Genomic DNA, 24,682 nt, shown 5'->3' with positions numbered 1-24,682 from the left:
GAAAAATTTGGATTTCCTATCTAAACTACCCCAAACAAAATATTTCAAGATATCTAAACAATTTGTATTTTTTATTGTTTATATTTTTTTAGTATGTAAGTATTTTTCAAGATTTACTTGTGATAAAAATCACAATACAAGCAATTTAGTTAAAATTTCAAGCACATTTAATGTAATCTTACAAAACTCATATGTTGTTCGAATACTAATTAAAAACCATATCATTAAGAATATTTTATTAATATATTGTATTTAATCGTTTTATGTCACACCTAGTAAAGCAAAATACAATATAGTGACTCCCATTATTTTTAATTTTAAATCAATATCTTCGGACATAAAAAAAGCAGCTTAAGCTGCTTTTTCAAATAAGAATAACTCAACAAAATTTGAGAGCACCATAGCAGTTTGAAACTACATTTTGATTTTTCAATTGTAAATTTTGCAATAAGATTGAAGCAGGTTTACCGCCAAGTGATGGATTCGTTGCTTTATTTAAATCAACAACCAAAGCTTCTGGTGTTTCAATAACCTTATTTTGCAGCGCTTCTACTGCCTCACCAAATCCTAAGTTAATTGTTTGATTACTATTTTTTAATTGGTCATTCATCAACGATGCAACTTGAGCATAAACCGAACTAATATCCACAGGATTTGTTGCCTCTAATTTGCCAAGTTGTACTGGATCAGCAAATGACATCCACCAGCCTGTTTTTGCAACATCGGTTGCACCCGACATATCCAAAAGATTTGTTTTATTACGATCTTCATCAGCAATATTTGCTCCAGGCCAAAGCAATGAAGTACTTTGCATTGCTAAATAGCCCCCTGTTCCCTTCAAAGGAATATTATGAATCATACTTAAACTTTGAGAAAAACTTACACCTACATTCAAATTTTTAACAGCAGAACCTGCTTTTAATTTCACCCGAGCATAATCTACTCCAAGAATTGATGGATTTAATGAAACAGCCAATTGATTATTCGGTCCTGCATCCAATGGAATATGGTCTAAAGTAATATTAATACCATCAATCAGCGCACTCGCTTGTCGTGAGCCATTCACCTGGAATGCTGGGGTAACAAAATCAACTTTCATAGATGGCAATGTAATACCGTGTGTTTGTGCATCATTTGGCAAACTCGTAAATGACGAACCAAGAATCCCCACAACTTTAATATTTCCTTTAACAATCTCATCTGCTTTTTTACCAAATGTGCCTACAGCAGTATTCACCGTCCCCGAAGTTGCTGCAATTTGCATAAACCCACTTAAACTTTGAATCCCATCTGTCGTTGAAGCCGTTGCTCCATTATTCACACCTGCAGACAATAAGGCATCAATTTTTTCAGCACTAAAACGAATCCCCTTAAGCTCTCTTGTTGAAGAACTTTCTGGATTACTAATCGCAAATTCCATAAATGGATTTGTCATTTTACCACTCGTCGATGCTCGACCTTCACTATAAACAGGATTTCCTACTGCATCATAAGAACTAGGTAAGCCACTTAACGACAGATTCTTAATGTCAATATCACAACCACCTGCACCATTTACTCCTCCACATCCTAATTGTAGATTCTTAATATTGGCATTTAGTTCAATTTCTGCTTCCATGCCTAACTTATAAAAGCCAATTTTATTTGACTGACCATTAGTCACAATCCCCTTCATTGGATTTTTTGTCGCTGCAGGATCGATATAATTTAAACTCATCAACGCCTGACCTGTTGTCTCTGAGAGCTGTACATCTGTTAATGGCACCATTCCTTGAGCATTCACCAATCCTGTGAGTCCCATTGAAGCCAATGCCATGACTATTCCTTTATGCATTTTCCTATTCCTAGTTCTATTTTTTTTCTTACAAGATAGATTATTTTTAAGTTATTAAAATAATCTATTAATTTCACCACCAAACAAATAAAAACTAACAATCACATCAGCTTTTCTACGCGACAAAAACCATTAATTTTTATATGTTTAAAAATTAATCATAACAAAAAAAGTGATACTAATCAGTGTATTTTTATCGCATTGATCCACAAAAAAAGCGACTAAAGTCGCTTTTTAAATTCAAAAATTCAATTGTTTAACAAAATTTCAAACTACCATAACAGTTCGGTGCAAACTTCTGACCACTTAGCTGTAAATCATTCAGCGTTAAATTAAGTGCGCCTGGTACATTCAGTGTACCAATACCTACGTTGATGTCACCATTTCCACTAATTACATTTCCTAATTGAGATTCACTTAAACTAGCTGCATTTCTTTCATCCATTAAGAAATTAGTAATTTGAGATGCAATTTGAGGAAATAAAGGTGCTATATCAATTTTTTTAACAGGATCGACACTTCCTAAATTAATAGGATCAGAAAATGACATCCACCACCCCTTTTGTGCGATATCAGAAATCGTTTCCGGTACACTATTATTTATAGATCCATCTACATTTTTTCTCTCTGGATTTGCACCATAATAACTACCTGTCCATTTTATTGCTTGAGATTGTAATGACAGTGAAAAAGGCGAATTAATAGGTAAGCTATGAATATAGCCTAACCCTTGATTAATTGTTACATCCGCTTTAATGCCTTGAATTGCACCTTTCATAAAAACAGTAGGTAATACTTTACCTGGGCTTGCAACAATACAAGCTAAGCCACTACAGTCAGTAATTACAGCTTTTACAATTCCCCCTTGAGTTTGTACTCCAGACGGGGTACTAAACCCCCAATCTATTGGGGACTCTTGAGGATTTGCATATATTGTCTGTCCACTTTCTGGATAAACTCCTCTCCAATCCACCTCTATTTTTGGCACATTTAATGTCGCTTGTAATGGTAAGGAGCTTACTCGATTACCATTGACGACAACACCGGAACGAATGAAAGGAATATTATTCATTGCAGGAATATTAAATCCGCCGTCAGTAGTCTGAAAAGTAATCGGCTGAACTAATCCACCAAGAAAACCTGTAACTTTAACTTTTCCACTAACTTGGTTATTAAATGTTTGAGTAACACTATCGACGACATATGTTGCATCCTTACTTGCAATAAACCGTCTTGCATCAGTATTTGCCTTACCATAAACATATCCAGACTCATCTGATTGAATACGCATAAATCCAGAAATATTTTTTATACCATTTTGTGTTGTAGAATTTTCAGTACCTGCAGTCAGTAAACCCACGACTTTCTCCGCACTTAAACGCAAGCCAGCGATTGAACGTGTAGAAGCACTTTCTGGATTTTTTATTGCAAACTCAAGAAAAGGATTTGTCATTTTTGCAGAAGAAGCTACTCGACCATTTGCTGTATCAGCTAAACCACTTAAACTTAAATTATCAATATCAATATCACAACCACCAACTCCATTTACCCCGCCACAACCGAGCTGTAACTTTTTAATATTTGCATTCAATTCAAGTTCAGCTTCAATACCTAATTTATAAAAACCAATCGTATTATCTCCACCACTTCGATTAGCTTCAAGATTTCTAGAATCTTGTGGAGAAATGTAGGATAAGCTCATCAATGCCTGACCAACAGATGCAGACAGTTGCTCATCTGTCATGGTTTGCAGTGTTCCTGCAAAAGTGAATGAACCGCTTAAACTATAACTAGTTAATAAAGCAATATTTAGTTTTTTTAATTTAGACATACTGATCGCCCTGTCTGAAAATCAATCCATTTTTTCTATGCATAATAAAATTGATTCGGCATCTATTTTTAATCTTTTGCCATCTAAAATGTAAAATAAATCACATTCATTGTTTTATTACGCAAATGCATATGTATTTATAACACTTGATTCTATTTAAATTGTTTATTTTTTAATCTTTCCGATAAAAATCAATATCTTGTTAAATATACTAAATAATAAAATTAATAATTTTAAATAATATTAGGTATTAATAGCAATAAATCGATTTAATAACAATTATATTACTTGATTTAAAAAACAAAAAAGCAAGCCGAAGCTTGCTTTTAAAATTAGCGTGGTATTTTAAGCTTTAGGTAGGGTCACACCTGTTTGACCTTGATATTTACCACCACGATCTTTATATGAAGTTTCACAAACTTCATCAGATTCAAAGAACAACATTTGTGCAACGCCTTCACCTGCGTAAATACGTGCGGGCAAATTGGTTGTATTAGAGAATTCTAAAGTGACGTGACCTTCCCACTCAGGCTCAAGTGGGGTGACGTTTACAATAATACCGCAACGCGCATAAGTCGATTTGCCCAAACAAATGGTCAAAACATTACGTGGTATACGGAAGTACTCAACTGTACGAGCCAAAGCAAATGAATTCGGCGGAATAATACAGACATCAGATTCAATATTAATGAAACTTCTTTCATCAAAGTTTTTAGGATCAACAATAGCAGAATGTACATTGGTGAACACTTTGAATTCTGGTGCACAACGAACATCGTAGCCATAGCTTGAAACACCATAAGAAACAATCTTTTCACCTTGTTCATTTACACGAACTTGGTTTGCTGCATAGGGTTCGATCATGCCGTGTTTTTCGCTCATTTCGCGAATCCAACGATCAGATTTAATCGCCATTTATAGATATCCAAAAAACAGTGTTAATTGCGCAGTACTTTAACGTAAAACGATACTGAAAGAAATGAGTACGTATTTTTCATGAACTAAAACAATCAACAGAAACAAGCTAGATTGAAAATCTAGCACTGAAAAATAAAGATAAAATATTCATTATAATGTTGCCAAAGCCGAATAACTCAATGGAACAGAAAAACTAATCAATACTAAAGAAGCTGTACGTTGCATATTACATTGATTCAACCAACTAATTTTATTGGATGCCAAGACCGAACCAATCATAATCCAAAAAAAAGCAATCGGTACGATCAGCAATAAAAATGTTAGCATATGTGCACTATATGCCGTAGTACTTTGCCACACAAATACTGGAAAAATAGCCGTTGCGAATAATAATGCTTTGGGATTCAACAGTGTTGCTAAAAACAACTCACGAGGACGAATACTTGGTTGAGTAAAATCTTCTTGTACTGTTGCAGTACGCCACAGCTTTACTGCTAAATAAAAAATATAAGCAGCACTAAAGAGCTTCAAAATGACAGGAATCATTGGAATTTTTTTTGATACTGTGCCAATGATCAATCCCCAAATTGAGATTGCAATGAGGTAGCCCAGTGCTTCAGCAGGAATTAAACGTAAAGATTTACGAATACCTGACTGAATACCAGAAGATGCTAAAAGTGTATTAGTTGGACCAGGTGTCAATAAAATGGTGATGACTAAGCCAACAAAAAACCATGAAATCATTAAATGACCTCACTATTCAATTGAGCGCAGATTAAATCAGTTTGTGTCACTTAGCAAAAAATTAATTGTAAGATGAGATATTTTTTTGATTAATTTAAAATATTTGTTATTTAAAAACATATATTTAACTATTATTCAAAATATATTGACCTAAAGGTCACCACAGAATAAAAATGTGATAAATATCACACTAAATTATTATAAATCAGTTAATTACATAGCTTTTAATACAACATTAAATACATCTATTTACATATTTAAGGTTATATTCAGTCTGATGAGTTAATCTTTAACATCTCGCATTTACAATTTATCTATAACTACAGCAAATCACTGTCGTTTTTAAATGTAATCATGCACAATCATCTTTTTCTTATTTTAATCAATATTTATGGCAAAGCATTTTTTTCAGTCCTGGCTCCCTTCGCCTGAAAGAGTCAATAGTTTGAAAATCATCAAGATTTTTGGTAAATATGCCTCAAATCCTCAGCTTTGGTATGTCAATCGTAAGTCTATTTCTAAAGCAGTATTTATTGGTACATTTTGGGGAATTTTACCTATTCCACTACATAGTGCATTGATTATTATCACTGTTTTATTATTTGAAGCCAATTTACCCATTAGTTTATTATTGGCTTGGATCATGAATCCATTCACCATTGTGCCAATTTTAATTTTTGCATTTTGGATTGGTACACAAATTTATGGTGTACACATGATTAATAAAGATATGCTACTTGGCGTGTTTCATCAAATTGTGCATTGGATTCAAAATTTTGGACATGGACATATCGATTTTAGTCTAGCCAAAATTTTAGCTACAGGATTATTGATTGAAGCCCTACTATTTGCAGTAGTTTTATTTACGCTTACACGTATTTATTGGCGTTGGACAGTCATAAAAAAATGGCGTAATCGTCATCAGTAAACTCAGTTTTCGTACTTCAAATAATATTTATAATCAATTAGTTCAAAACGACTTCTATGAGTTCTGAGTGCCCCGTCGATAAATCACCATTGAGCCATTGCCAATTTTCCAATAACTTAATCACATCATTATCGAGCAACTCAATATGAGTTGTACACTGCCCTGCTCTTAGCTCACCTGTTACGGTCAAATGCTGATAACAAATCTGAAAGTTTTCGGCATCTAACATTTTCCCAATAATAGAGCCAAGCTGAACCACGCCTCCTTCATAATGTGCAGTGATTACACTCCCTTTTTGGTTGTAATAAAAACGTGTGGCGCTATTTACATCACCATTAGCTGTGTTGGATACACTCATAAAAACTTTATTATTCAATATATTTAAGTTTTTCATTTATAATTTCCTCAAAAGTTTTCTCTTTTATAAAACCATAAAATCTACTTTTAAAGACTTTAAAAGTAGAAAAGCCTGAACAATATCAGTCTTTTCTACGCAAAATTAATGCGATACAGCTCGAAGTTTTAGTGACCCGTAAATGTTTTTTTCACATCTCTTGCAAATTGTACTTTCTGATCTGCTTTGGCTTTTTCTTTCACAAGCTTAGCTTGTTTTTCTGAAGTAACTTTTAAGGCTTTATCATTTTTAGCTTTTGCACGAGTAGCCTCTTTATCTGCTTTGGCTTTCGCTTTGCCAACTTTTTCATCAGCTTCTTTTTTCGCTTTCATTTCTTTCGCATTTAATGCCTGTTTTTGCTTATCAAAATGTGGTTGAGCAACAGCAGTTGTAATTTGTTTTAACGTTGGTGTTGCTGTTGTTGAGTTCGCCATCACAGGTACAGCAATAATTGCAGTAGAAACAGCAAGAACAACAGTATGAATTAAAGCTTTCATCACTAAACTCGATCTATATCATATTATGTATTTGTTGTGATTAGGCACCTTAACTGAGGACTGCTTATGAAAAAAATGTAACTGGTTTGTAATCAAAACATTTAAGTGCATTTTTTATATACAAACCACGCCATCTGCTTCTTCCACAATAAAAAACCCACTGTTTAAAGTGGGCTTATTAAATTTTTTTAGTAGAATATTAGAAAATTCTGCTTTTATTCTTTTCAACTTTCGGTAATTTATCGGCAATTTTTTGTGCAATTTCTAAATAATTATCAGCAGCAACATCACCTACAATGACAGAAGGCTTACCTGCGTCAGCATTTTCACGAATTTGTACGTTTAAAGGTAAACGCCCAAGCAGTGGAATATCGTACTGAGCAGATAATTGATCGCCACCACCTGTACCGAAAATTTGTTCTTCATGTCCACAGTTCGAGCAAATGTGTGTAGACATATTTTCAACGACACCCATCACTGGAATGTTGACCTTATTAAACAATTCAATACCTTTAACAGCATCCATAAGTGCAACGTTTTGCGGTGTCGTCACAATGATTGCGCCCGTTACAGGAATACGTTGTGCAAGAGTCAATTGAATATCACCTGTACCTGGTGGCATATCAATCATCAATACATCTAAATCAGGCCAAAGCGTTTGATTGAACAGTTGCATAAGCGCACCCGTTGCTTTTGGACCTCTCCAAGCCACTGGTGTATTTTCCTTACCAATCAAGTGTCCAATGGATAATACAGCCAAACCATGTGCTTCAAGCGGTACGAAATTTTCGCCTTCAATTTTTGGAGTCATACCTGAGTTACCCAACATGGTTGGGATACTTGGACCATAAATATCAGCATCTAATACACCGACTTTTAAACCAAGTTGCTGTAATGCCAAAGCAAGGTTTACTGTAGTAGTCGATTTACCCACACCACCTTTGCCCGAAGACACCAAAATCACATTTTGAATACGTGGATGTTTTGCAATATCACGTTGTTGTGGTGCAGCTTTTTGAATCGGTGGATTATTTGGATCTTCTTCAGTTTTCGCAGATGCATCCATCACAGGTGGTAATTTGGTCGGTTCTGCTTGAGTCTGAGTTTCGGTCTGAGGCTTGCTTGAACAACTATGCCCTTCTTGACCATGTGAATGACTTGAACAGCCTTCACCATGTTGAATTTTTTGCTGAATTACATGCATATTCAACTCTTGAATACCATGTGCCTCTAAAGCACTTGCTAAATCATCATGAATTTTTTGTAAATGATCAGCTTCTTCTGGAAAGGTATTGATGGTGATCTGTAAAATTTTACCTTCCACATTAACCTGTGTAATACGATCTTTTAGCGCATTACTCGATTCAGGCAAAATATAGTTTTGTAATACGTGCTGAACGCCTTCTTCATTCACCTCCGGAGCAGGTGAAAAGACTGATTTAAGAGAAGAAAGCCACGACATACGATGCTCCAAGGCAAAATACAACAAGAAGTACAAAACGTACTAAGGTAAACATGAAGCTATAGTTTAACGATAAATTGCACTCAGGTTAAGTTAATAAATAGGGTTCATTTGGGTAAATAATTTAAAACTGCATTTATAGATGTATTAATATTTTTTTAATGACGTTAATAACAAAGCTTTTAATGATTTTAACGAGATAAAAAGTACATTATTTAGACAAAATTAATATTTCATATACAAAATCAAATTGTTTTTTGAGCTATGGTCTAGTGTAGTCCATCATTTTAAGTGGTTTTCTTGAAAGAACCACAACAATAATCAGAGAGTGTTCATGAAATCTATATTTGCATGCATCATCGCATTGACTATGTCGGCTTCAACTTTAACTTTTGCAGCAAGTGAAACAACTTCAATTCGTACTGTCACAGGTCAAATCGTCTCTATTGGTGACAGTTTTAGTGATGTGGTAACTCGGCTAAACCAATCACCTAAATCTATGAATACTTATGAAATTAAAGAGGACAATGTGGTAAAAACTGTTTCTGATTATGTGTATGAAATTTCAGGTATCACCTATACCTTGACAATCATTAATAACCAAGTACGTAAAATTGTATGGTCTAGAAACTAAGATATTACTATATTTTCAAAACTCATCTTCATTCTAAAACAATAGAATTCCAAAAGATAAAACCACCGCTTTTATATTTAAAACAGTGGTTTTATTTTTCTATTCACGACAAATAGCGATGGTAGAAACACTCAAGTCTTTAACACCCTAACCTTATGCTTTCGGTGCCGTATCGTCTTTTTTAGAAACATTTTCTGCTGTTGTTGACTCTGAATCTTTACTTTCATCCGTAGAATCATCAGATTTGTGTTTTAAATCATTGAGGACTTTTTCCCCTTTAAGTAAAGCTTCTTGCGCTTTATGCTTTAAATCATCTGCGACTTTTTCAGCACCTAATTTTGCTTCTTTTGCTTTAAGTTTTAGATCATCAGCAACTTCAGACGCTTTATTTTTTAAATCATCAAATGTTGTCATGTTATTTGCTCCAATGGTTTTATGTCTTCTCTTTTATAACAACTGAGCATCTATAAAAGTAAAAAAAATGCAATTTGCAATTATTGTCCTACACAATGTTACGAATAAATTTTACACTCAACTTCAATTTTTAATTTTACTTACAGAATAGAGATTTGAATGAACGCTGAAATCAAAACCAAAATGATCAAAATATGTGAACAAAAAATTGTCTCTAAAGGTGAAAATGTCGGACTTTCCTTTTATGCTTTTTTCGCCAATAAAAATGATGATCCCGCAACACTTATGCAAGTGGCAACATGGTGGATTCAAACACATCGACTCGATCATTTTGAAAAAGCTTTAAAAGTTAAACATCTCGTTGAAAGTGAACTTTAAAAAAAGTTTACTTTTAAAATAGTTCTGTAAAATTTTGCATATGAGTAAAAATCCCATCTTGGCGTTTGTATTGATCTATTTGTGGCACTAAACGTTGAAAATGTTCAGAATTTACATGTACGTCTAAAGCATTTCTATCTTGCCATTCTTCAATAAAAACAAAATGCCCCTTATTTTTAAGATCATGGTAAAGATCATAAGAAATACAGCCCTGCTCTAACTTGGTTTTCTCTACCAATTCTTTATATAAAGGCAAAACGATGTCAATCTTATCAATTTGGATAAAGTCTTCTGCGATCAATTTCAACATTTGAAAAATTTTCCGTTTGAGATGCTCTATATTTAGCATAGTTTATTATAAGGGCGGAATTTGTAACGCTTTATAATTTGCAATTACTTTTTTATTGTCCCTCATTTTAAATATCCCTTTGCCTATATATAAATATAGGAAATGACCAGTTATAACACCTATAAATAGTGGAATGATTAAGATAATGAAGCCAATCAAACCAAAGTACAAACTCTCGCTTAATTCAGCCATTCTGCCATCTAAAAACTGAAAGAAAAATATTAAGCCGAACCAAATAAAGCCTAATTTATAAAATAATTTAAATATTTTTTGAGGCTCAAAAATTTTAAGTGGTGAGGTGAATAATCGAAAAATACAGCTAAAACACATAAATCCAATCAGTATCAACATTGGAGTGAGATAAACGATGACTTCTATGCCCCGCTGCGCGCTTCGATCAGAAGCTGATACAAATAAATCGCCATGATAAAAAATTAAAAATAGACAAAATGAAATCACCAAACTGAGTACAGAAACCAAACTGGCAAACATGGATGATAAAAATAATGACCAAGATCGCATGAGCTACTCCTCTTCTAATCTTGGCTTTAGCATCTATATTTGAATTGTATTTTATTTGAATGCTGTGTGAAATTTAGGTGAAGTTTTATGCCAAACCACACCTATCATTTCCATACATTTATTATCTATTTTGACCAATATACTTTACGAACGAACATTCCCCATAAAGCTCACCGTACCAAATAACCAAATAAACAGCACAAAACAACGACCTTGGGTAAAACAATTCAGTTCAGAACCATGCAAAATATTATGACGTGTTGCACTCACAGTCGAGCTACTATCCATTTTATAAGCGGGTAATTCTGAGAAGTACGGATTTAATTCATGGGCAATTTTAGCCTTATGCCATAAACTCTTAATTTCATGCCCTTTTAAGCCAGGAACAATTTTATACACATCAATAAATTTACTATCTTGTTGTTTTAAATAACCATGTTGAATCAGTACAGCCGTAAGTAATCCTTCCAAAAGCGCATAAAGCACAGGAACACAACCCACATAAAATTCAGATTGATAAAGTTTAAAACTTTGCACCAAAACCGTTTTAAATTGTTCTTTTTGCTCGCCTATTTCCAATGTATCAAGGGCTTTGAGCATTTCAGACTGGAAGAATGCGCCATTCACAATGTCCAATAAATCAAAAGTTTTAACATCATCTACATCATTGATTAATTTCCAAAAATGTAACAAGTTCAAGGCATCATTGGCAAATTTTGTACCAATTGGCTGTTCTAAATTTTCTGCAATTACATTGAAATACGATTCATCAACAGCAAGGTTCTGTAATGTTTTGATTAAAAATGAATGCTCATCTTCTGAAATATCTTCAAGATAATTTTCAGCCTGTTTGAGAATGTTATTTTCTAACTGCTGTTTGGCTTTCAAATTTTGGGGAATCCGTGTTACTTCACGATCAAAATCATCATGGTCAATGTCATTAAAATCATGATTAATCATCTATAGGCACTCAAATCGGACGGCATCAAAGCGACATTATCGCTATTCTTTGGCAAACAATATACAGAAACATTATTTTGAAAACATTTCACCGATTCTATTGTGCATCTTCACAGCAATTACGTTAAAATCGATGACCTTATATAAAATACGAATGAGAGCGTCTATCCGTGCGTAATATTTTAGTGACTAATGCCCTTCCATACGCAAATGGCCCAATTCATATGGGACATTTACTCGGTTACATCCAAGCAGATATTTGGGTTCGTGCCATGCGTGCAATGGGACATGACGTGACTTATGTCTGCGCAGATGATGCTCACGGCACTGCAATTATGCTTCGTGCAGAAGCAAATGGTATTAGCCCTGAAGCGCAAATTGCGAATGTGCAAAAAGAACACATCCGTGATTTTGATGGCTTTAATGTCATTTTTGATCATTATGATTCAACGCATAGCGACGAAAATAAAAACCGTTCTTCAGAAATTTATATCAAAAACCGTGATGCAGGCAATATTGCCATTCGCCCTGTTACACAGCTTTTTGACCCTGAAAAAAGCATGTTCTTGTCTGATCGTTTTATCAAAGGCACATGCCCAAAATGTAAAGCTGAAGATCAGTATGGAGACTCATGCGAAGTTTGCGGTACAACCTATAATGCAACAGAATTACTCAACCCTCGTTCAACTTTGAGCGGTGCGACACCTGTTGAAAAATCATCTGATCATTATTTCTTTAAATTGCCAAACTTTGCAGAATATTTGCAAAAATGGACACGTGATGAAGGTCGTTTACCTGTTTCAATCGCAAACAAACTTGATGAATGGTTTGAAAATGGTTTGAACGATTGGGATATTTCTCGTGATGCACCATATTTCGGTTTTGAAATTCCTGATGCGCCAAATAAATATTTCTACGTTTGGGTCGATGCGCCAATTGGTTATATGTCGAGTTTTGAAAACTACATCAAAACTAAACGTCCTGAACTCAGCTTTGACGAGTATTGGAAAAAAGATTCTAAAAATGAGGTGTATCACTTCATTGGAAAAGACATCGTTTATTTCCACGCATTGTTCTGGCCTGCAATGCTTGAAGGTGCGAATTATCGTACGCCATCAGGTCTATTCGTCAATGGTTTCTTAACTGTGAATGGTCAGAAGATGTCAAAATCTCGTGGTACATTCATTAAAGCAGAAACCTATTTAGAGCATTTAAATCCTGAATATTTACGTTATTACTTTGCCTCGAAACTATCTGATAAAGTTGAGGATTCTGACTTGAATCTGGATGATTTTGTACAAAAAGTGAATTCAGACTTAGTCGGTAAAGTCGTGAATATTGCAAGCCGTTGTGCAAAATTCATTAACACCAAGTTTGATAATAAATTATCAACAACCTGTACAGAGCCTGAACTGGTTCAAAGCTTTATTGATGCAGGCGATTCGATTGCCAAATCTTATGAAGCTCGTGAGTTTTCTGCTGCAATTCGTGAAATCATGGCACTTGCAGACAAAGCTAACCAATATATCGATGAGAAAAAGCCGTGGGCTTTGGCGAAAATTGAAGGCGAAGAACAACAAGTTCATGATGTATGTTCTGTCGGCATTAACTTGTTCCGTCAATTGGCAATTTACCTTGCACCTGTATTGCCAACACTTGCAAGCCAAGTTCAAGACTTCTTGAAAATGGACAACTTCAACTTTGCATCAGGCAAAACTATTTTAGTTGATCATGAAATTGCGCAGTTCCAACCACTTATGCAACGTGTAGACCCGAAAGCTGTTGCCTCTATGGTTGATGCTTCTAAGGACTCTTTAGCTGCTGCGGCTGAACCTGTAAAAGTTGAAAAGAAAAAAGAAAAGAAAGCCGTTGAGAAAAAACCTGAACCTAAAGTCGGTGAAGCAGCTCTTAACACAAGCACCATCGGCATCGAAGATTTTATGAAAATTGACCTTCGTGTTGCAGAAGTTTTAGATGCAAGCACTGTTGAAGGTTCTGACAAACTTCTTCAATTGACTTTGAATGTTGGTGAAGCTGAACCACGTAACGTATTTAGCGGTATCCGTGAGTTTTACCAACCTGAAGACCTTAAAGGCAAATTGGTGGTGATGGTGGCAAACCTTGCACCTCGTAAAATGCGTTTTGGTATTTCAAACGGTATGGTTCTAGCTGCGGGCAATGGCGAAGGTGTTTGGGTGATTTCACCTGAATCTGGTGCTAAAGCGGGCGATAAGGTTTCTTAAGGTTTAATACTTTAAGATGAAAGCCTCTACTGATGTAGGGGCTTTTTATCACTTAAATCTATAATCACACTATTTTAATTATCTTGCTGCACTATTTTTCCATTTTCTTTAACTACATGACCATCATAAATATAAATCATTTTATGCTGTGCCACTGCTCTTTCTTGGGCTTCACTTTCCGGCGCCCCGATAAAATCAGGCATTTTGACAACAATTTGACTCGTTGTTGTACTCACGTTGATTAGATCAGAACAAGAACCAAAAGCGGGTGAAACACTAACTTTCTTTGTCGGAGCAATTTTTACGAAATACAAAGTGATTGGGCAACCACGTCCTCCTACGTCTTCCACAAGAAGCACATCATCGCCTTTCAACTGATAAATCCCCTCAACATCTAAACTATTGTTACCTTCTATCACAGGATTAACTAGTTTATTATTAAAATATAATGCACCACCTAGATATTCATTAGATTCTTTGATTTGAAACTGACCATAGCGTGTTTCATATATTTCTTCATTTGCATATGCTTGGCATACACCCCCATACATTAAACTTAAAAATAAAGCTTTATAAATCATTATTCGTGCTCTTTAATTCGTGTTGATTAAAATATTATATGCTCTGTTACGATTAGTCCTTTTATTGGGACATTTTGTGTTACCCTCACATTCCATGCATCGACCATTCTACGAAATCCACAATATTTTTTACAAGGTTTAATCACTCCTTCGATTGTTGTTCCCATGATTGGTACACTTATTTGAATTCCCCATTAGGTTATGTATTTGGCTTTTTTCTTCCGTAATCACCCAATTCTTATTTGAGCATTTCTATAAAGCCAAAATAGTTCCAACAACTTTTTGAAAAGCATTTTTCTACGGCTGTATCCGCAATTTGATGTGGGCACTCTTTATTTTTATTATGATCATGGGAAATAGTTTCAAGAACTTTCTTTACATTGAATTGATTATAATAGTTGTTCCTTCAACAGTTATTTGTACACAACTTGAATAGAAAAATAAATACTGAAATAATTCCTTATTTAAATGCTACTCCTAAAACTAATTACTAAATTTTTCAAAAATGGGCAAACCATTGTAGTTCCAACAGGAACTAACGTATTAATGTTTATCACTTCATCCCAAAAATTAACTTTAATCCAAGTAAAGTCATTACCCCACCAGCAATACGGTCAAATACTTTCTTAAATTTTAAATACACACGGCGTGGCTTTTCCGCAGATAAAGCAACGGCAACAAGTGAATACCAACCTGCATCAATAAAAAAACACAACATCGGCAAAACCACATAAAAATAACTTGGAATTTCTTTTGGTAATAGTGCAGTAAAAATACTCGCCAAAACAATCGCAATTTTAGGATTACTGAGCTGAGTAATAAAACCTAAACGATATGCTTGAGCATAACTCATCACCTGAGCCTGACTATCTGCCTGCTCCATCGGTTCTTTGGCATGTTTAATAATTTTATAGGCAAGCCAAAGTAAATATAGACCACCACAAATTTTTAAAATCAAATAGGCTGAAGGCACTGCCAATAAAATAGCCTGCAAGCCCATTACAGCAAGTAAGCCAAAAAAAGCTGCGCCTGTACCTGTACCTAAAGCAGTAAACAAACCATGACGGCGTGAAATTGCAATCGAGTTTTTAGCTACATAAATAAACGTTGGACCTGGACTGATTGCGCCGAGCATCAGCGCAAAAGCAATAGAACCCAATATAAGTAATGATTCCAAGTGTCCAACCTTATCATTGAATAAATTTGCGTAATTTTACTGCAAAAATGAACTAAAAATTAAATTCTCTAAATAAAAAAATGAAATATTCAGACCCTAAGAAACAGTCAAATCAAATTACATGTAAAATTCTGATTTTAATAATTATTATTTACTTTATTTTATAATTTAAAAAGCTTAAACTAGCAGACATAATTAACAAATACTTAAAAATAAGTTCAATGAATTTAAAGAATACTTTTAAAAATATGACAATTGCTGAAGCACTTTTACTTCGTATTGATCTTATTACAAAGCGAGATGCTTTACAGCAACGTATAAATAACAACTTATTAATCAAAGCGGGTGCTAAACTCAGTGTGGCACCACAAAGTTTAATTCGTGAAGCATTTGCAGTAAATAAAGAAATTTACGAATTGACCCATCGTATTAATGCGACCAATGCCGCTACAAAAACGATTCATAATCGTAAAATATTAAATGTACTTGCAGATCGACAAGCATTGAAACATCAACAAATGATTCTTCAGCAAGCAATTGATAAGGTGAATGAAGACTACCATTTATATAAACAAGATCCTTCATGGATTCATACTATTTCTATGAATGACTTACAGAAACATTATGATGAGATCACAACTCAATTACATCAGTATAATTTAGAAATTCAGGCATCAAATTGGAAAATTGATTTAATTTAAGCCATTCAAATATGCAATAGCTCAGGATAGATCTGGCAATTTATCATTCAATCTATCCGCTTAAATTAAATCGTTATTTATTTTCAATATTCAGTTCAGTATTGAAATCACCCACATTCAGTCGATAATCTTTTTCATATACAGGCATACCTGCAATATGAATTGAACGAACCTCAGTCTTTGTCGGTGTTGGTGCTTTTTGGTCACATCCTGCCAACATACATATGACGAATACACTCAAACCTATCGATAATTTTTTCATCACAGATTCCCATTCATTATTTTTATTCTTTACAGCATAGCACTTCTGCTTAAAAAATCAGCTCATCATTCAATTGTTATTGTAATAATCTATTTTCAATATTTTATGTTTTGCATCTTAAAATGAATAACTTAATTTACAGATTCTTTTAAACACGGCGAACTTTTTGACTTAAAGTCTTTACCCCATGTTCGATAGCCTTGAGTATCAATATGAAAACGATTATTTCCATACACACCTAAACCCATCTTCAATTTTGTACCTTCAGTTTGCCAAAATTGACATAAGGCTTTGACCAATAATTTACGATCTTGCTCATGTGTTTCTTTCGGATCAAGTACATGAAAATCGACTGCATAATGATAAACGTGCTTACTTTGCTTAGCCCCATGCACACAGGTATTGAGCGATGGACTACGATACATTGCTGTAATGGTGTAACGTTCAAAATATGCATCACGATACAGTTGATCGAGTAGTTTTAAACTACCCACAATATTATTCCAATACGCTTTCGGTGGAATAGCAAAACGCTCCGATTCACATGCTTTCACCATGACATTACGATTGGTCATAATTTCAAGCTTTGTTGGTGGTTGTGTTAAATATTGGCGTATAAATTGAAAATAATCATCTACAAGTTTAGGATCTTGCTCGGCTTTCCAATGATTAAACTTTTCTTTTAACTCATTTTTATTTTCTGATTTCTCCTGAGTTGGATCTTTTTTCATATCACAACCCATAATAAATAATGTACTCAACAAACTGACTATAAAAATAATTGTTTTTATTACACTCACTTGGGTTCTCTTTTATTTAGATTTGTTAAATCAGATAGATATATCAAAAAATGCTTTAATTTTAATCGTCATCATTCACTTTAACTTATCTGATCTTATCTCCAAGTAATTCTCTAAAGTTTAAATTTAAAAATGAATGATATAAATAGTAAGGGTCTTGATCAAAAAAATGTCTGTTAAATATGTGAATCGGCTTTCAAACCAATCTCATGCGAAAGCATCATCAAAAGGAAGAGTAAATTTGGGAAAATTCGCTCGAAACAACTACCATTCTGAAAATACAGCATCACACTAAATAATGTCTTTTTATCAATTATAAGAATGTCGTTGTAAAACTTATTACATATACAATGCACTCAACTTTATAAGGAATTGTCTTTATGTCTATGTTTGATCGTATTGCCCAAACTGTGTCTTATCAAACATTGACCTTAGATTCACCTGTTCAAATCACCATTAAAAGACTCGATCAAATTCATCCACACATTTCGGGCAATAAATTTTTTAAACTAAAACACAACCTACTTGAAGCACAAAAACAAGCTGCAAAAAAAATCATTACCTTTGGTGGCGCATATTCCAATCATATTGCAGCGGCAGCTTATGCAGCACATCTATTTAGTTTTGAGAGTATAGGTATTATTAGGGGTGAAGAGTTAGCAGATAAACCTTTAAATCATACCCTATCTACAGCGCAACAATTTGGCATGCAACTGCAATTTTTTTCACGAGAAAAATATCGTCAAAAAGATACAGAAGCATTTTTACAACAACTCAAAAAAGAACATCCCGATGCCTACATCGTACCTGAAGGCGGTAGTAATGCGCTTGCCATTTTAGGCTGTCAGGAAATATTAACCGATGATGATCGTAAAAATTATGATGTGATTTGCTGTGCCATCGGTACAGGTGGAACAATTTTAGGACTCATTGAAGCAAGTTCGACTCATCAAAAAATTTTAGGCTTTTCAGCACTTAAAGGTGATTTCTTACAAAAGGAAATTGCTCTTAAAACGGCTAAATCTAATTGGAAAATTACAGATGATTATTGTTTTGGAGGCTATGCCAAAACCACTGTTGAATTATTTACGTTTATACAAAATTTTGAACAACAATATCAAATTCCTTTAGAGCAGATCTATACAGGCAAAATGCTATTTGGACTTTTGAATTTAATCGAAAATAATCATTTTGCGAAAAATACTCGAATATTGGTGATTCATTCAGGTGGTTTACAGGGACGAAAAATGCCATTTTCTGATTTAAATCAATGATGTAACAGCTAGAAATTTTTTGTCAAATCTGCAACTAAAAAGATACGCAAGAAATCGAAAGCAATATTGTCTATAATGCTGTGCTTTCTTCTCCCCCCTCTTGAGTGTGTCATGTCTTCCAACCTCTATGATGTTATTGTTCTCGGCGCTGGTGCTTCAGGTTTAATGCTTGCTGCCAAAGCTGCTGCCCGTGGGCGTAAAGTTTTAGTAGTTGAAAAAGCAAATAAAATTGGTAAAAAAATTCTCATGTCAGGCGGTGGTAAATGTAACTTTACCAATCTTTATGTTGAGCCTGAAAACTTCATTTCACATAATCCACATTTCGTTATTTCGGCACTCAGCCGTTATACCAATTGGGATTTTATCGGCATGGTTTGTGAATATGGCATCGAATACGAAGAGCGGAAACATGGACAATTATTCACACTCAATGGTGCGAAAGAAATTTTAGCCATGTTATTGAATGAATGTGAAAAAACAAAATCTGTCGATATTAAAACTAGTTGCGAAGTCAAAGCGGTTTCAACTGTTGATGGTAAAAATTTTCAAGTAGCCACAAATCAAGGTTATTTTGAAGCTGAATCGGTAGTTGTTGCATCAGGCGGTTTATCTATTCCAACACTTGGTGGTTCTGCTATTGGTTATGACATTGCCAAACAATTTGGACATTCCATTCACGCCACTCGTGCAGGATTAGTGCCATTTACTTTTTCCGATCAATTCAAAGAAGTCACAACAAGACTCAGTGGTAATGCAGTAGAAGCAACTTTATCAAATGAACTCAATAGCTTTACTGAAGCCTTATTGTTTACCCATCGTGGTTTGAGTGGTCCAAGTTCATTACAGCTTTCAAATTATTGGAATGTTGGGCAAAGTTTTAACATTAACTTTTTACCTGCTGTGGAACTTTTTGAATTATTTAAAGTAAAAAAACAAAGCCATCCTAAAGTACTTTTGCGTACATTATTGGCTGAACATTTACCAAAAAGTGTGGTGCTTGAATTACAGACTTTAATTTGGGCTGAATGGGCTGAAACAGCAATAGGGCAACTCAGCGATGAAAAGCTTGAAAGCATTGCCAATAAATTACATCAATTTGAAGTTAAGCCTTCTGGTACTGAAGGTTACCGTACTGCAGAAGTGACTTTAGGCGGTGTCGATACCACTGAAGTTTCATCGAAGACCATGGAAAGTAAAAAACAAAAAGGTTTATTTTTCATTGGTGAAATTTTGGATGTTTCAGGACATTTAGGGGGCTTTAATTTCCAATGGGCTTGGGCTTCTGCACATGCAGCATCTGAATATGTATAAGTAAAATACCTTACAAAAAATTAAGCAGTTTGAATTGTCATTAATTCAAACTGCTTTTTTGTGACATCTAAATCAATATCATCCAATATAGAACTTATTCCAAATAATCCATTTGAAATAACTGCGCTTGAGATATATGGGCACGTGCAATAGCTTGATCCATTGGATCTTGCGGTGCAATGCTCTGAATACGTTTTTCCAATTGGCTTAATTTTGCCAAAACAATCTTTTTAAAAATAGTGATAAATTTCATAGAAGTTCCTTCTTCTTCAGACCCAATCAATTACATTATCAATTAATATTTTATATATTAATAATTTAAATCTAATTTATTTCACATCAAAAGTCTATAACGATTAAAAATTATTCATCTTTTTGGTCATTTTTTTTAACTTGAGATCTGTCCGTGGAATCTTGTTTTTTCTGTATATCAGCACGAGATGTATCTTTATTGGCAAAAACAAATTTATAAGCACTTGCCAAAAAACCTACCGTAATTCCCGCAATAATAATAGGTGCAACGAATTTATTCGGCTTTTTATCGGTCATTGATTTTCTCCTTCATTTTTTATCAAATAGATACAAGTTCATTCAAAATACTATGCATATTTTTAAATAATATAAAGGTCATTGTGTACTCATTTATATTTTAATGAACAGGTGAATTCGGGTCATTTTTTTCCGATGAAGCGAATACTCCAAGACTATTTATTAAGCTTATGTTTTACAATCACATTCCAAAAATAGAATAATATTCATCCAATCTTAAAACAACTCAAATAAAAAAGTAAATTAGGGGATTTAGCATGTTCAGTTTGAAAGTGGGCTATACTATGTTCCCGCTCAATTTTTGGCAATTCAGGTATGACCTATCTTAGGCAAAGTGTCTCGCTTGATCTAGACACAGATGTCACTGCACAGTGTTTTTTACATACAACGCGTGATGAAAATTTGATTGGTATCGTTGAATTTAAGAAACCGAGTTATATTCTAAAATGGGGTGACTTAGAGTTTTTTCGTCGTCGTACTGAAGAATTGTCTGTTATGCCATTGCCTGATTGTATCAACGCGATGATTATTGATATTCGAGATGTCGCTGCCTTTTTGGATAATGAAGTTCCTATTATTCCATGGCGCTTAATTGAGGAAGATTGTCCAATTCGTTTAGTCGTTCCACAAGATCGCCTAGAACATTATTCAGGCATTTTTGAGCCAACATGGTTAAGCTGCGACCAAGCAACAGCAATTCAAGAATTACGTGAAATGATGGATATGTTTGTCCATTAAAGCTTAATTTAAAAATAAAAATATGGGTATAGAAAAATCCTCAACTCTGAGGATTTTATGTTTAGAGCATCAATATTTTGAATCACACATCTGAGTTTTTCATTGATCTAACACTTACCCTGATGCAACATTACCAATAATTTTCGACTGCAATATTACCTTCACCACGACGGTTCATAGTCAAACCACGCGCTTTAAGTGCATCTTTGGTATCATCAACCATTTGTGGATTGCCACAGAGCATGACATGCGTAGTCGCAGGATTAAAAGCCAAACCCGCCTCTTCTTCTAATTCGCCATTTGCGATCAACACTGGTAAACGATCATGTAATATCGCATTTGGGTCACGTGTAATAATTGGAATAAATTTAAAACCTTGATGCCCTTCGCCAAAAGTTTCGGCAATCTCTTGAATTCGCGCTACATATGCCAACTCAGCTTCAGTACGTACACTATATACAAGATTGATATGCTGATACTTCGTCCATGTCTCAAAATCTTGTAGCATCGAAATAAATGGGGCTAAACCAGTTCCTGTCGCAAGTAACCATAAATCTTGTGGCAAAGGCAATTGGTAACGTGCTAACGTTAAAAATCCATAAGGAATTTTTTCCAAATACAGCTCATCGCCTACTTTTAAATGTTGCAAATTTGAGGTAAAAGCACCATCGGGTACGACAATTGAGAAAAATTCGAGCGTTTCATCAAAGGGTGATGACACCACTGAATATGCCCGAACCACCAATTCATCACCTACTTTTAAACCAATACGAGCGAACTGACCTGCGGTAAATTTAAAATGAGCAGGTCTAGTCATGGTGAAACTAAATAAAGTATTGGTCCAACGATGTACAGATAAAACCGTTTCTAAGCTAAATTTATCAATTGACATGATTTCTACGTGGCGTGAGTGATACAGCTCATGTTAGCATGACAGGCTAAATGATGAATAATTTTAAATGTTAAGGCGATCTCCATGCGTATGACTTTACGCCAATTGGCTGTGTTTGTAGCCGTGGCTCAAGAAGGTACCGTCACCAAGGCAAGTGATGCTGTTCGTCTAACCCAAAGTGCAGCAAGTATGGCATTGGCAGACCTCGAAGATGGTTTGGGTGCACCACTCTTTGATCGTCTTGGAAAACGCTTACAACTCAATGATCTTGGTCGTTTTTTACTGCCACAAGCATTGGAAATTTTAGGTCGTTGTGATGCTTTTGAACAAGCAGCTAAAGGTGAACTGCAAAGTATTGATTTACGCATTGGCGCAACACTGACCATTAGTGATTATCTGATGCCTGATTTAATGGCTAATTTTTTGCAAATGCAACCAAAAGCACACTTGCAACTACAAGTGGGCAATACCCGCCAGATGATTGAAGCAGTCAATCAATTTCAGCTCGATTTAGCCCTCATTGAAGGCTCATGCCATTTACCTCAACTACAGTGTATCCATTGGCGTGATGATGAGTTAGCCGTGTGCTGTGCACCTGATCATCCTTTAGCACAATTAAACCGTCTTTTAAAACCTCAAGATTTTCAACAAGCGGAATGGATTTTGCGTGAAGAAGGTTCAGGCACACGAGAAGTGTTTGATACTGCTATTTTAAAAGATTTGGAAAATGCCAATATTCGCCTCACACTTGGACACAATGAAGCTATTTTAAAAATTGTTGCAGGTGGCTTAGGCATATCATGTATTTCGAAACTTGCGATTGAACCCTTACTTGAAAAAAATCAATTGGTAATTCTCGATACACCTTTTTGGCAATTAGCGCGCCCATTGTTCATGCTTGTACATCGTCAAAAATATCAAGGACCAGGTCTGAAAGCCTTTATGCAATTCTGTGACTTAAGATAATTTTTCTTGAATTCTCAATATCAAATTAAAAAACGCCATCTTAATGGCGTTTTTTATTAATTTTGATTGCTACCTTCATCAATGATCTGACTACGCTTTATTAAATCACTTGTGACACGAACATCAGCGGCGGGTCTTTCTTTCTGTTCCGACTTCTGTAATGCTTGTTCATTTTTTTCTAGTGAAGGCGCAATCACTTTTGCTGTCATTTGCCTTGTTTCAGTCTGATTAGAAGTTGTTTCATTCAATGCTTCACGTGACTTTTGTGAAAAATAAACTTGTTTTACATGTCCAACAGCTTTGCGCTGTTCAATCACGATATCATTTTGTTGTTGTGTATATAAATCTAGTTTAAAGTTTTGCTCAGCCTGATAATCCTGAAATATATTCCAAGTATAATAACCTCCCGCCAATGTGCCCATGAACAAAATGCTTAGCCATGCAAATACTTTAGTTGCTTTAGAACGATTTTGTTGTACAGGATCATGCCAAGATTGTACTTTCAATGAAGGCATTTTAAAAGAATATTTAGGTGCATGATCTAAACGAATAAATTGGCTTGCCTTTAATTTCCCTTGATTTTGTACAATAATAAATTTTACATTTTCACCTTTACGTGGCAATCCCCCTTCAGATGGAAAATCTGAGATTTCAAAAAAAATCGTCTCATTATTATCTTGTACTGTGACAAAACCGAAACCATGATCAGGCTGATATTCTTTTACTCTGCCTAAATTATACATGAGCTTATCCATATCCTTACTTCTCATTAGGTTATATGCGATTTAACTATTTTTTTCAAACACTGTTTTGATTGTTATGTGATCAATTTATCACTAATTATCCTATTGCGATGAATGGTTTATTTTTCTCGGTTTTTTCCGAGTAATTCATCTAGGGCTTGATTTGATAATATTTTATTTGGTAATCGACCTAAAGCACGACGCTGTTCAGCTACCTGCTGTTTTTGTTCCGCAGTGAGCTTGTTTAACTTAATTGCTTGATCTTGTTGATAGTGCTGATAACGCTTATAGGTATATAGAGCTAAATTGATACACAATAAGCCAATGAGACCCAAAACAATCCACCACCAATTAACTCCATTACTCTTACGTTGATTTTTCTTAAACCCCTCTTTAACAGTTGGCGCTTTGTAATGCCTATAGCCAAATTTAGCTTTTAAGTTTTGGTAGGTTGAACTCTTATGATACTGTGCAATATCGAGTGAATTACTCTGAACAGGTGGACTTAACGGTACTACAGATTCCACAGATTCCACAGATTCCACAGATTCCACAGATTCCACAGATTCCACAGATTCCA

The 24,682-nt window shown here is 34.6% G+C and carries 28 protein-coding genes and 1 pseudogene; 9 read left to right on the top strand and 20 right to left on the bottom strand.

All coding sequences use genetic code 11. The features are described 5' to 3' along the window. Positions 1 to 379: 379 nt before the first annotated feature. The 4 genes from FW754_RS03635 to FW754_RS03620 all read right to left on the bottom strand — a co-directional run bounded on the left by FW754_RS03635 (position 380) and on the right by FW754_RS03620 (position 5,327). Positions 380 to 1,834, bottom strand: a complete 1,455-nt coding sequence (locus tag FW754_RS03635; RefSeq protein WP_419348823.1) for a hypothetical protein — start codon at positions 1,832 to 1,834, stop codon at positions 380 to 382. 256 nt (positions 1,835 to 2,090) lie between these two features. Continuing rightward, positions 2,091 to 3,665: a hypothetical protein gene (locus FW754_RS03630; protein ID WP_446323900.1), complete on the bottom strand. Its 1,575-nt coding sequence runs from the start codon at positions 3,663 to 3,665 to the stop codon at positions 2,091 to 2,093. 345 nt (positions 3,666 to 4,010) lie between these two features. Then, positions 4,011 to 4,580, bottom strand: coding sequence for a dCTP deaminase (gene dcd / locus FW754_RS03625; RefSeq protein WP_409511194.1), 570 nt, complete (start codon positions 4,578 to 4,580; stop codon positions 4,011 to 4,013). A gap of 153 nt (positions 4,581 to 4,733) precedes the next feature. After that, positions 4,734 to 5,327, bottom strand: a complete 594-nt coding sequence (locus FW754_RS03620; protein ID WP_446323899.1) for a LysE family translocator — start codon at positions 5,325 to 5,327, stop codon at positions 4,734 to 4,736. A gap of 385 nt (positions 5,328 to 5,712) precedes the next feature. On the opposite strand from FW754_RS03620, the gene FW754_RS03615 reads away from it, so the two are divergent. Beyond that, a complete protein-coding gene (locus FW754_RS03615) occupies positions 5,713 to 6,255 on the top strand; it encodes a DUF2062 domain-containing protein (RefSeq protein WP_446323982.1) in 543 nt (180 codons plus the stop codon). Positions 6,256 to 6,292: 37 nt separating this feature from the next. On the opposite strand, the gene FW754_RS03610 is transcribed toward FW754_RS03615, so the two are convergent. The 3 genes from FW754_RS03610 to apbC form a co-directional block, all read right to left on the bottom strand. After that, positions 6,293 to 6,649, bottom strand: a complete 357-nt coding sequence (locus FW754_RS03610) for a hypothetical protein (protein ID WP_446323898.1) — start codon at positions 6,647 to 6,649, stop codon at positions 6,293 to 6,295. A gap of 128 nt (positions 6,650 to 6,777) precedes the next feature. Further along, positions 6,778 to 7,146 carry a hypothetical protein gene (locus tag FW754_RS03605; protein WP_446323897.1) on the bottom strand — a complete coding sequence of 123 codons (369 nt, stop codon included), beginning with the start codon at positions 7,144 to 7,146 and terminating at the stop codon, positions 6,778 to 6,780. 199 nt (positions 7,147 to 7,345) lie between these two features. Beyond that, the gene (apbC, locus tag FW754_RS03600) at positions 7,346 to 8,608 is read right to left on the bottom strand and encodes an iron-sulfur cluster carrier protein ApbC (protein ID WP_446323896.1); all 1,263 of its coding nucleotides are present in this window, start codon (positions 8,606 to 8,608) and stop codon (positions 7,346 to 7,348) included. A gap of 334 nt (positions 8,609 to 8,942) precedes the next feature. Between apbC and FW754_RS03595 the strand changes: the two genes are divergently transcribed. Continuing rightward, complete coding sequence (locus tag FW754_RS03595; protein ID WP_419348805.1) at positions 8,943 to 9,242, top strand: hypothetical protein; 300 nt, start codon at positions 8,943 to 8,945, stop codon at positions 9,240 to 9,242. A 153-nt stretch (positions 9,243 to 9,395) separates the two neighbouring features. Here FW754_RS03595 and FW754_RS03590 read toward each other — a convergent pair whose 3' ends face one another. Next, entirely contained in the window at positions 9,396 to 9,656 is a 261-nt protein-coding gene (locus FW754_RS03590) for a hypothetical protein (RefSeq protein WP_409511187.1), read from the bottom strand. A gap of 159 nt (positions 9,657 to 9,815) precedes the next feature. Here FW754_RS03590 and FW754_RS03585 point away from each other — a divergent pair, with 159 nt between their 5' ends. Continuing rightward, positions 9,816 to 10,034, top strand: a complete 219-nt coding sequence (locus FW754_RS03585; RefSeq protein WP_419348802.1) for a DUF6500 family protein — start codon at positions 9,816 to 9,818, stop codon at positions 10,032 to 10,034. Positions 10,035 to 10,047: 13 nt separating this feature from the next. Here FW754_RS03585 and FW754_RS03580 read toward each other — a convergent pair whose 3' ends face one another. The 3 genes from FW754_RS03580 to FW754_RS03570 form a co-directional block, all read right to left on the bottom strand. Continuing rightward, the gene (locus FW754_RS03580) at positions 10,048 to 10,344 is read right to left on the bottom strand and encodes a putative quinol monooxygenase (RefSeq protein WP_419348800.1); all 297 of its coding nucleotides are present in this window, start codon (positions 10,342 to 10,344) and stop codon (positions 10,048 to 10,050) included. A gap of 45 nt (positions 10,345 to 10,389) precedes the next feature. Next, on the bottom strand, positions 10,390 to 10,905 hold the full coding sequence (locus FW754_RS03575; RefSeq protein WP_446323895.1) for a hypothetical protein: 516 nt from the start codon (positions 10,903 to 10,905) through the stop codon (positions 10,390 to 10,392). A 144-nt stretch (positions 10,906 to 11,049) separates the two neighbouring features. Further along, positions 11,050 to 11,865, bottom strand: a complete 816-nt coding sequence (locus tag FW754_RS03570; RefSeq protein WP_446323894.1) for a hypothetical protein — start codon at positions 11,863 to 11,865, stop codon at positions 11,050 to 11,052. Between the two features lie 170 nt (positions 11,866 to 12,035). On the opposite strand from FW754_RS03570, the gene metG reads away from it, so the two are divergent. Further along, positions 12,036 to 14,108, top strand: coding sequence for a methionine--tRNA ligase (gene metG, locus FW754_RS03565; protein WP_409511182.1), 2,073 nt, complete (start codon positions 12,036 to 12,038; stop codon positions 14,106 to 14,108). A gap of 74 nt (positions 14,109 to 14,182) precedes the next feature. On the opposite strand, the gene FW754_RS03560 is transcribed toward metG, so the two are convergent. Beyond that, the gene (locus FW754_RS03560; protein ID WP_419348791.1) at positions 14,183 to 14,689 is read right to left on the bottom strand and encodes a hypothetical protein; all 507 of its coding nucleotides are present in this window, start codon (positions 14,687 to 14,689) and stop codon (positions 14,183 to 14,185) included. Between the two features lie 553 nt (positions 14,690 to 15,242). After that, positions 15,243 to 15,866 (bottom strand): LysE family translocator, encoded by a 624-nt coding sequence (locus tag FW754_RS03555; RefSeq protein ID WP_446323893.1) that lies wholly within the window; start codon positions 15,864 to 15,866, stop codon positions 15,243 to 15,245. Between the two features lie 248 nt (positions 15,867 to 16,114). Between FW754_RS03555 and FW754_RS03550 the strand changes: the two genes are divergently transcribed. Further along, positions 16,115 to 16,567, top strand: a complete 453-nt coding sequence (locus tag FW754_RS03550; RefSeq protein WP_419348785.1) for a DIP1984 family protein — start codon at positions 16,115 to 16,117, stop codon at positions 16,565 to 16,567. Between the two features lie 73 nt (positions 16,568 to 16,640). Here FW754_RS03550 and FW754_RS03545 read toward each other — a convergent pair whose 3' ends face one another. Together FW754_RS03545 and FW754_RS03540 are read right to left on the bottom strand one after the other, a co-directional pair. Beyond that, complete coding sequence (locus FW754_RS03545; RefSeq protein ID WP_419348782.1) at positions 16,641 to 16,829, bottom strand: NF038215 family lipoprotein; 189 nt, start codon at positions 16,827 to 16,829, stop codon at positions 16,641 to 16,643. Between the two features lie 131 nt (positions 16,830 to 16,960). Beyond that, entirely contained in the window at positions 16,961 to 17,560 is a 600-nt protein-coding gene (locus FW754_RS03540) for a D-Ala-D-Ala carboxypeptidase family metallohydrolase (protein ID WP_446323892.1), read from the bottom strand. A gap of 455 nt (positions 17,561 to 18,015) precedes the next feature. Here FW754_RS03540 and FW754_RS03535 point away from each other — a divergent pair, with 455 nt between their 5' ends. Together FW754_RS03535 and FW754_RS03530 are read left to right on the top strand one after the other, a co-directional pair. Beyond that, positions 18,016 to 18,903, top strand: coding sequence for a 1-aminocyclopropane-1-carboxylate deaminase/D-cysteine desulfhydrase (locus FW754_RS03535; protein ID WP_446323981.1), 888 nt, complete (start codon positions 18,016 to 18,018; stop codon positions 18,901 to 18,903). A 111-nt stretch (positions 18,904 to 19,014) separates the two neighbouring features. Continuing rightward, positions 19,015 to 20,214: an NAD(P)/FAD-dependent oxidoreductase gene (locus FW754_RS03530; protein ID WP_409511176.1), complete on the top strand. Its 1,200-nt coding sequence runs from the start codon at positions 19,015 to 19,017 to the stop codon at positions 20,212 to 20,214. Positions 20,215 to 20,308: 94 nt separating this feature from the next. Here the strand turns inward: FW754_RS03530 and FW754_RS03525 are convergent, their stop codons facing one another. Continuing rightward, positions 20,309 to 20,467 carry a hypothetical protein gene (locus FW754_RS03525; RefSeq protein ID WP_446323891.1) on the bottom strand — a complete coding sequence of 53 codons (159 nt, stop codon included), beginning with the start codon at positions 20,465 to 20,467 and terminating at the stop codon, positions 20,309 to 20,311. Positions 20,468 to 20,577: 110 nt separating this feature from the next. Continuing rightward, positions 20,578 to 20,763, bottom strand: coding sequence for a hypothetical protein (locus FW754_RS03520; RefSeq protein ID WP_409511174.1), 186 nt, complete (start codon positions 20,761 to 20,763; stop codon positions 20,578 to 20,580). A 315-nt stretch (positions 20,764 to 21,078) separates the two neighbouring features. Here FW754_RS03520 and FW754_RS03515 point away from each other — a divergent pair, with 315 nt between their 5' ends. Beyond that, on the top strand, positions 21,079 to 21,501 hold the full coding sequence (locus FW754_RS03515; protein WP_409511173.1) for a hypothetical protein: 423 nt from the start codon (positions 21,079 to 21,081) through the stop codon (positions 21,499 to 21,501). 130 nt (positions 21,502 to 21,631) lie between these two features. Here the strand turns inward: FW754_RS03515 and FW754_RS03510 are convergent, their stop codons facing one another. Beyond that, on the bottom strand, positions 21,632 to 22,393 hold the full coding sequence (locus tag FW754_RS03510; protein ID WP_446323890.1) for a ferredoxin--NADP reductase: 762 nt from the start codon (positions 22,391 to 22,393) through the stop codon (positions 21,632 to 21,634). A gap of 84 nt (positions 22,394 to 22,477) precedes the next feature. Here FW754_RS03510 and gigC point away from each other — a divergent pair, with 84 nt between their 5' ends. After that, on the top strand, positions 22,478 to 23,359 hold the full coding sequence (gene gigC, locus FW754_RS03505; protein ID WP_409511171.1) for a LysR family transcriptional regulator GigC: 882 nt from the start codon (positions 22,478 to 22,480) through the stop codon (positions 23,357 to 23,359). Between the two features lie 56 nt (positions 23,360 to 23,415). Here gigC and FW754_RS03500 read toward each other — a convergent pair whose 3' ends face one another. Together FW754_RS03500 and FW754_RS03495 are read right to left on the bottom strand one after the other, a co-directional pair. Beyond that, positions 23,416 to 24,102 (bottom strand): cold-shock protein, encoded by a 687-nt coding sequence (locus tag FW754_RS03500; RefSeq protein WP_446323889.1) that lies wholly within the window; start codon positions 24,100 to 24,102, stop codon positions 23,416 to 23,418. A 119-nt stretch (positions 24,103 to 24,221) separates the two neighbouring features. Further along, positions 24,222 to 24,682 (bottom strand): annotated as a pseudogene (locus FW754_RS03495) (hypothetical protein); the annotation flags it as partial.

It is taken from the genome of Acinetobacter sp. 1207_04 (genome assembly GCF_052850415.1).
The sequence above is the reverse complement of the archived record's forward strand: the minus strand, read 5'-3'. Positions and strand labels throughout refer to the sequence as shown.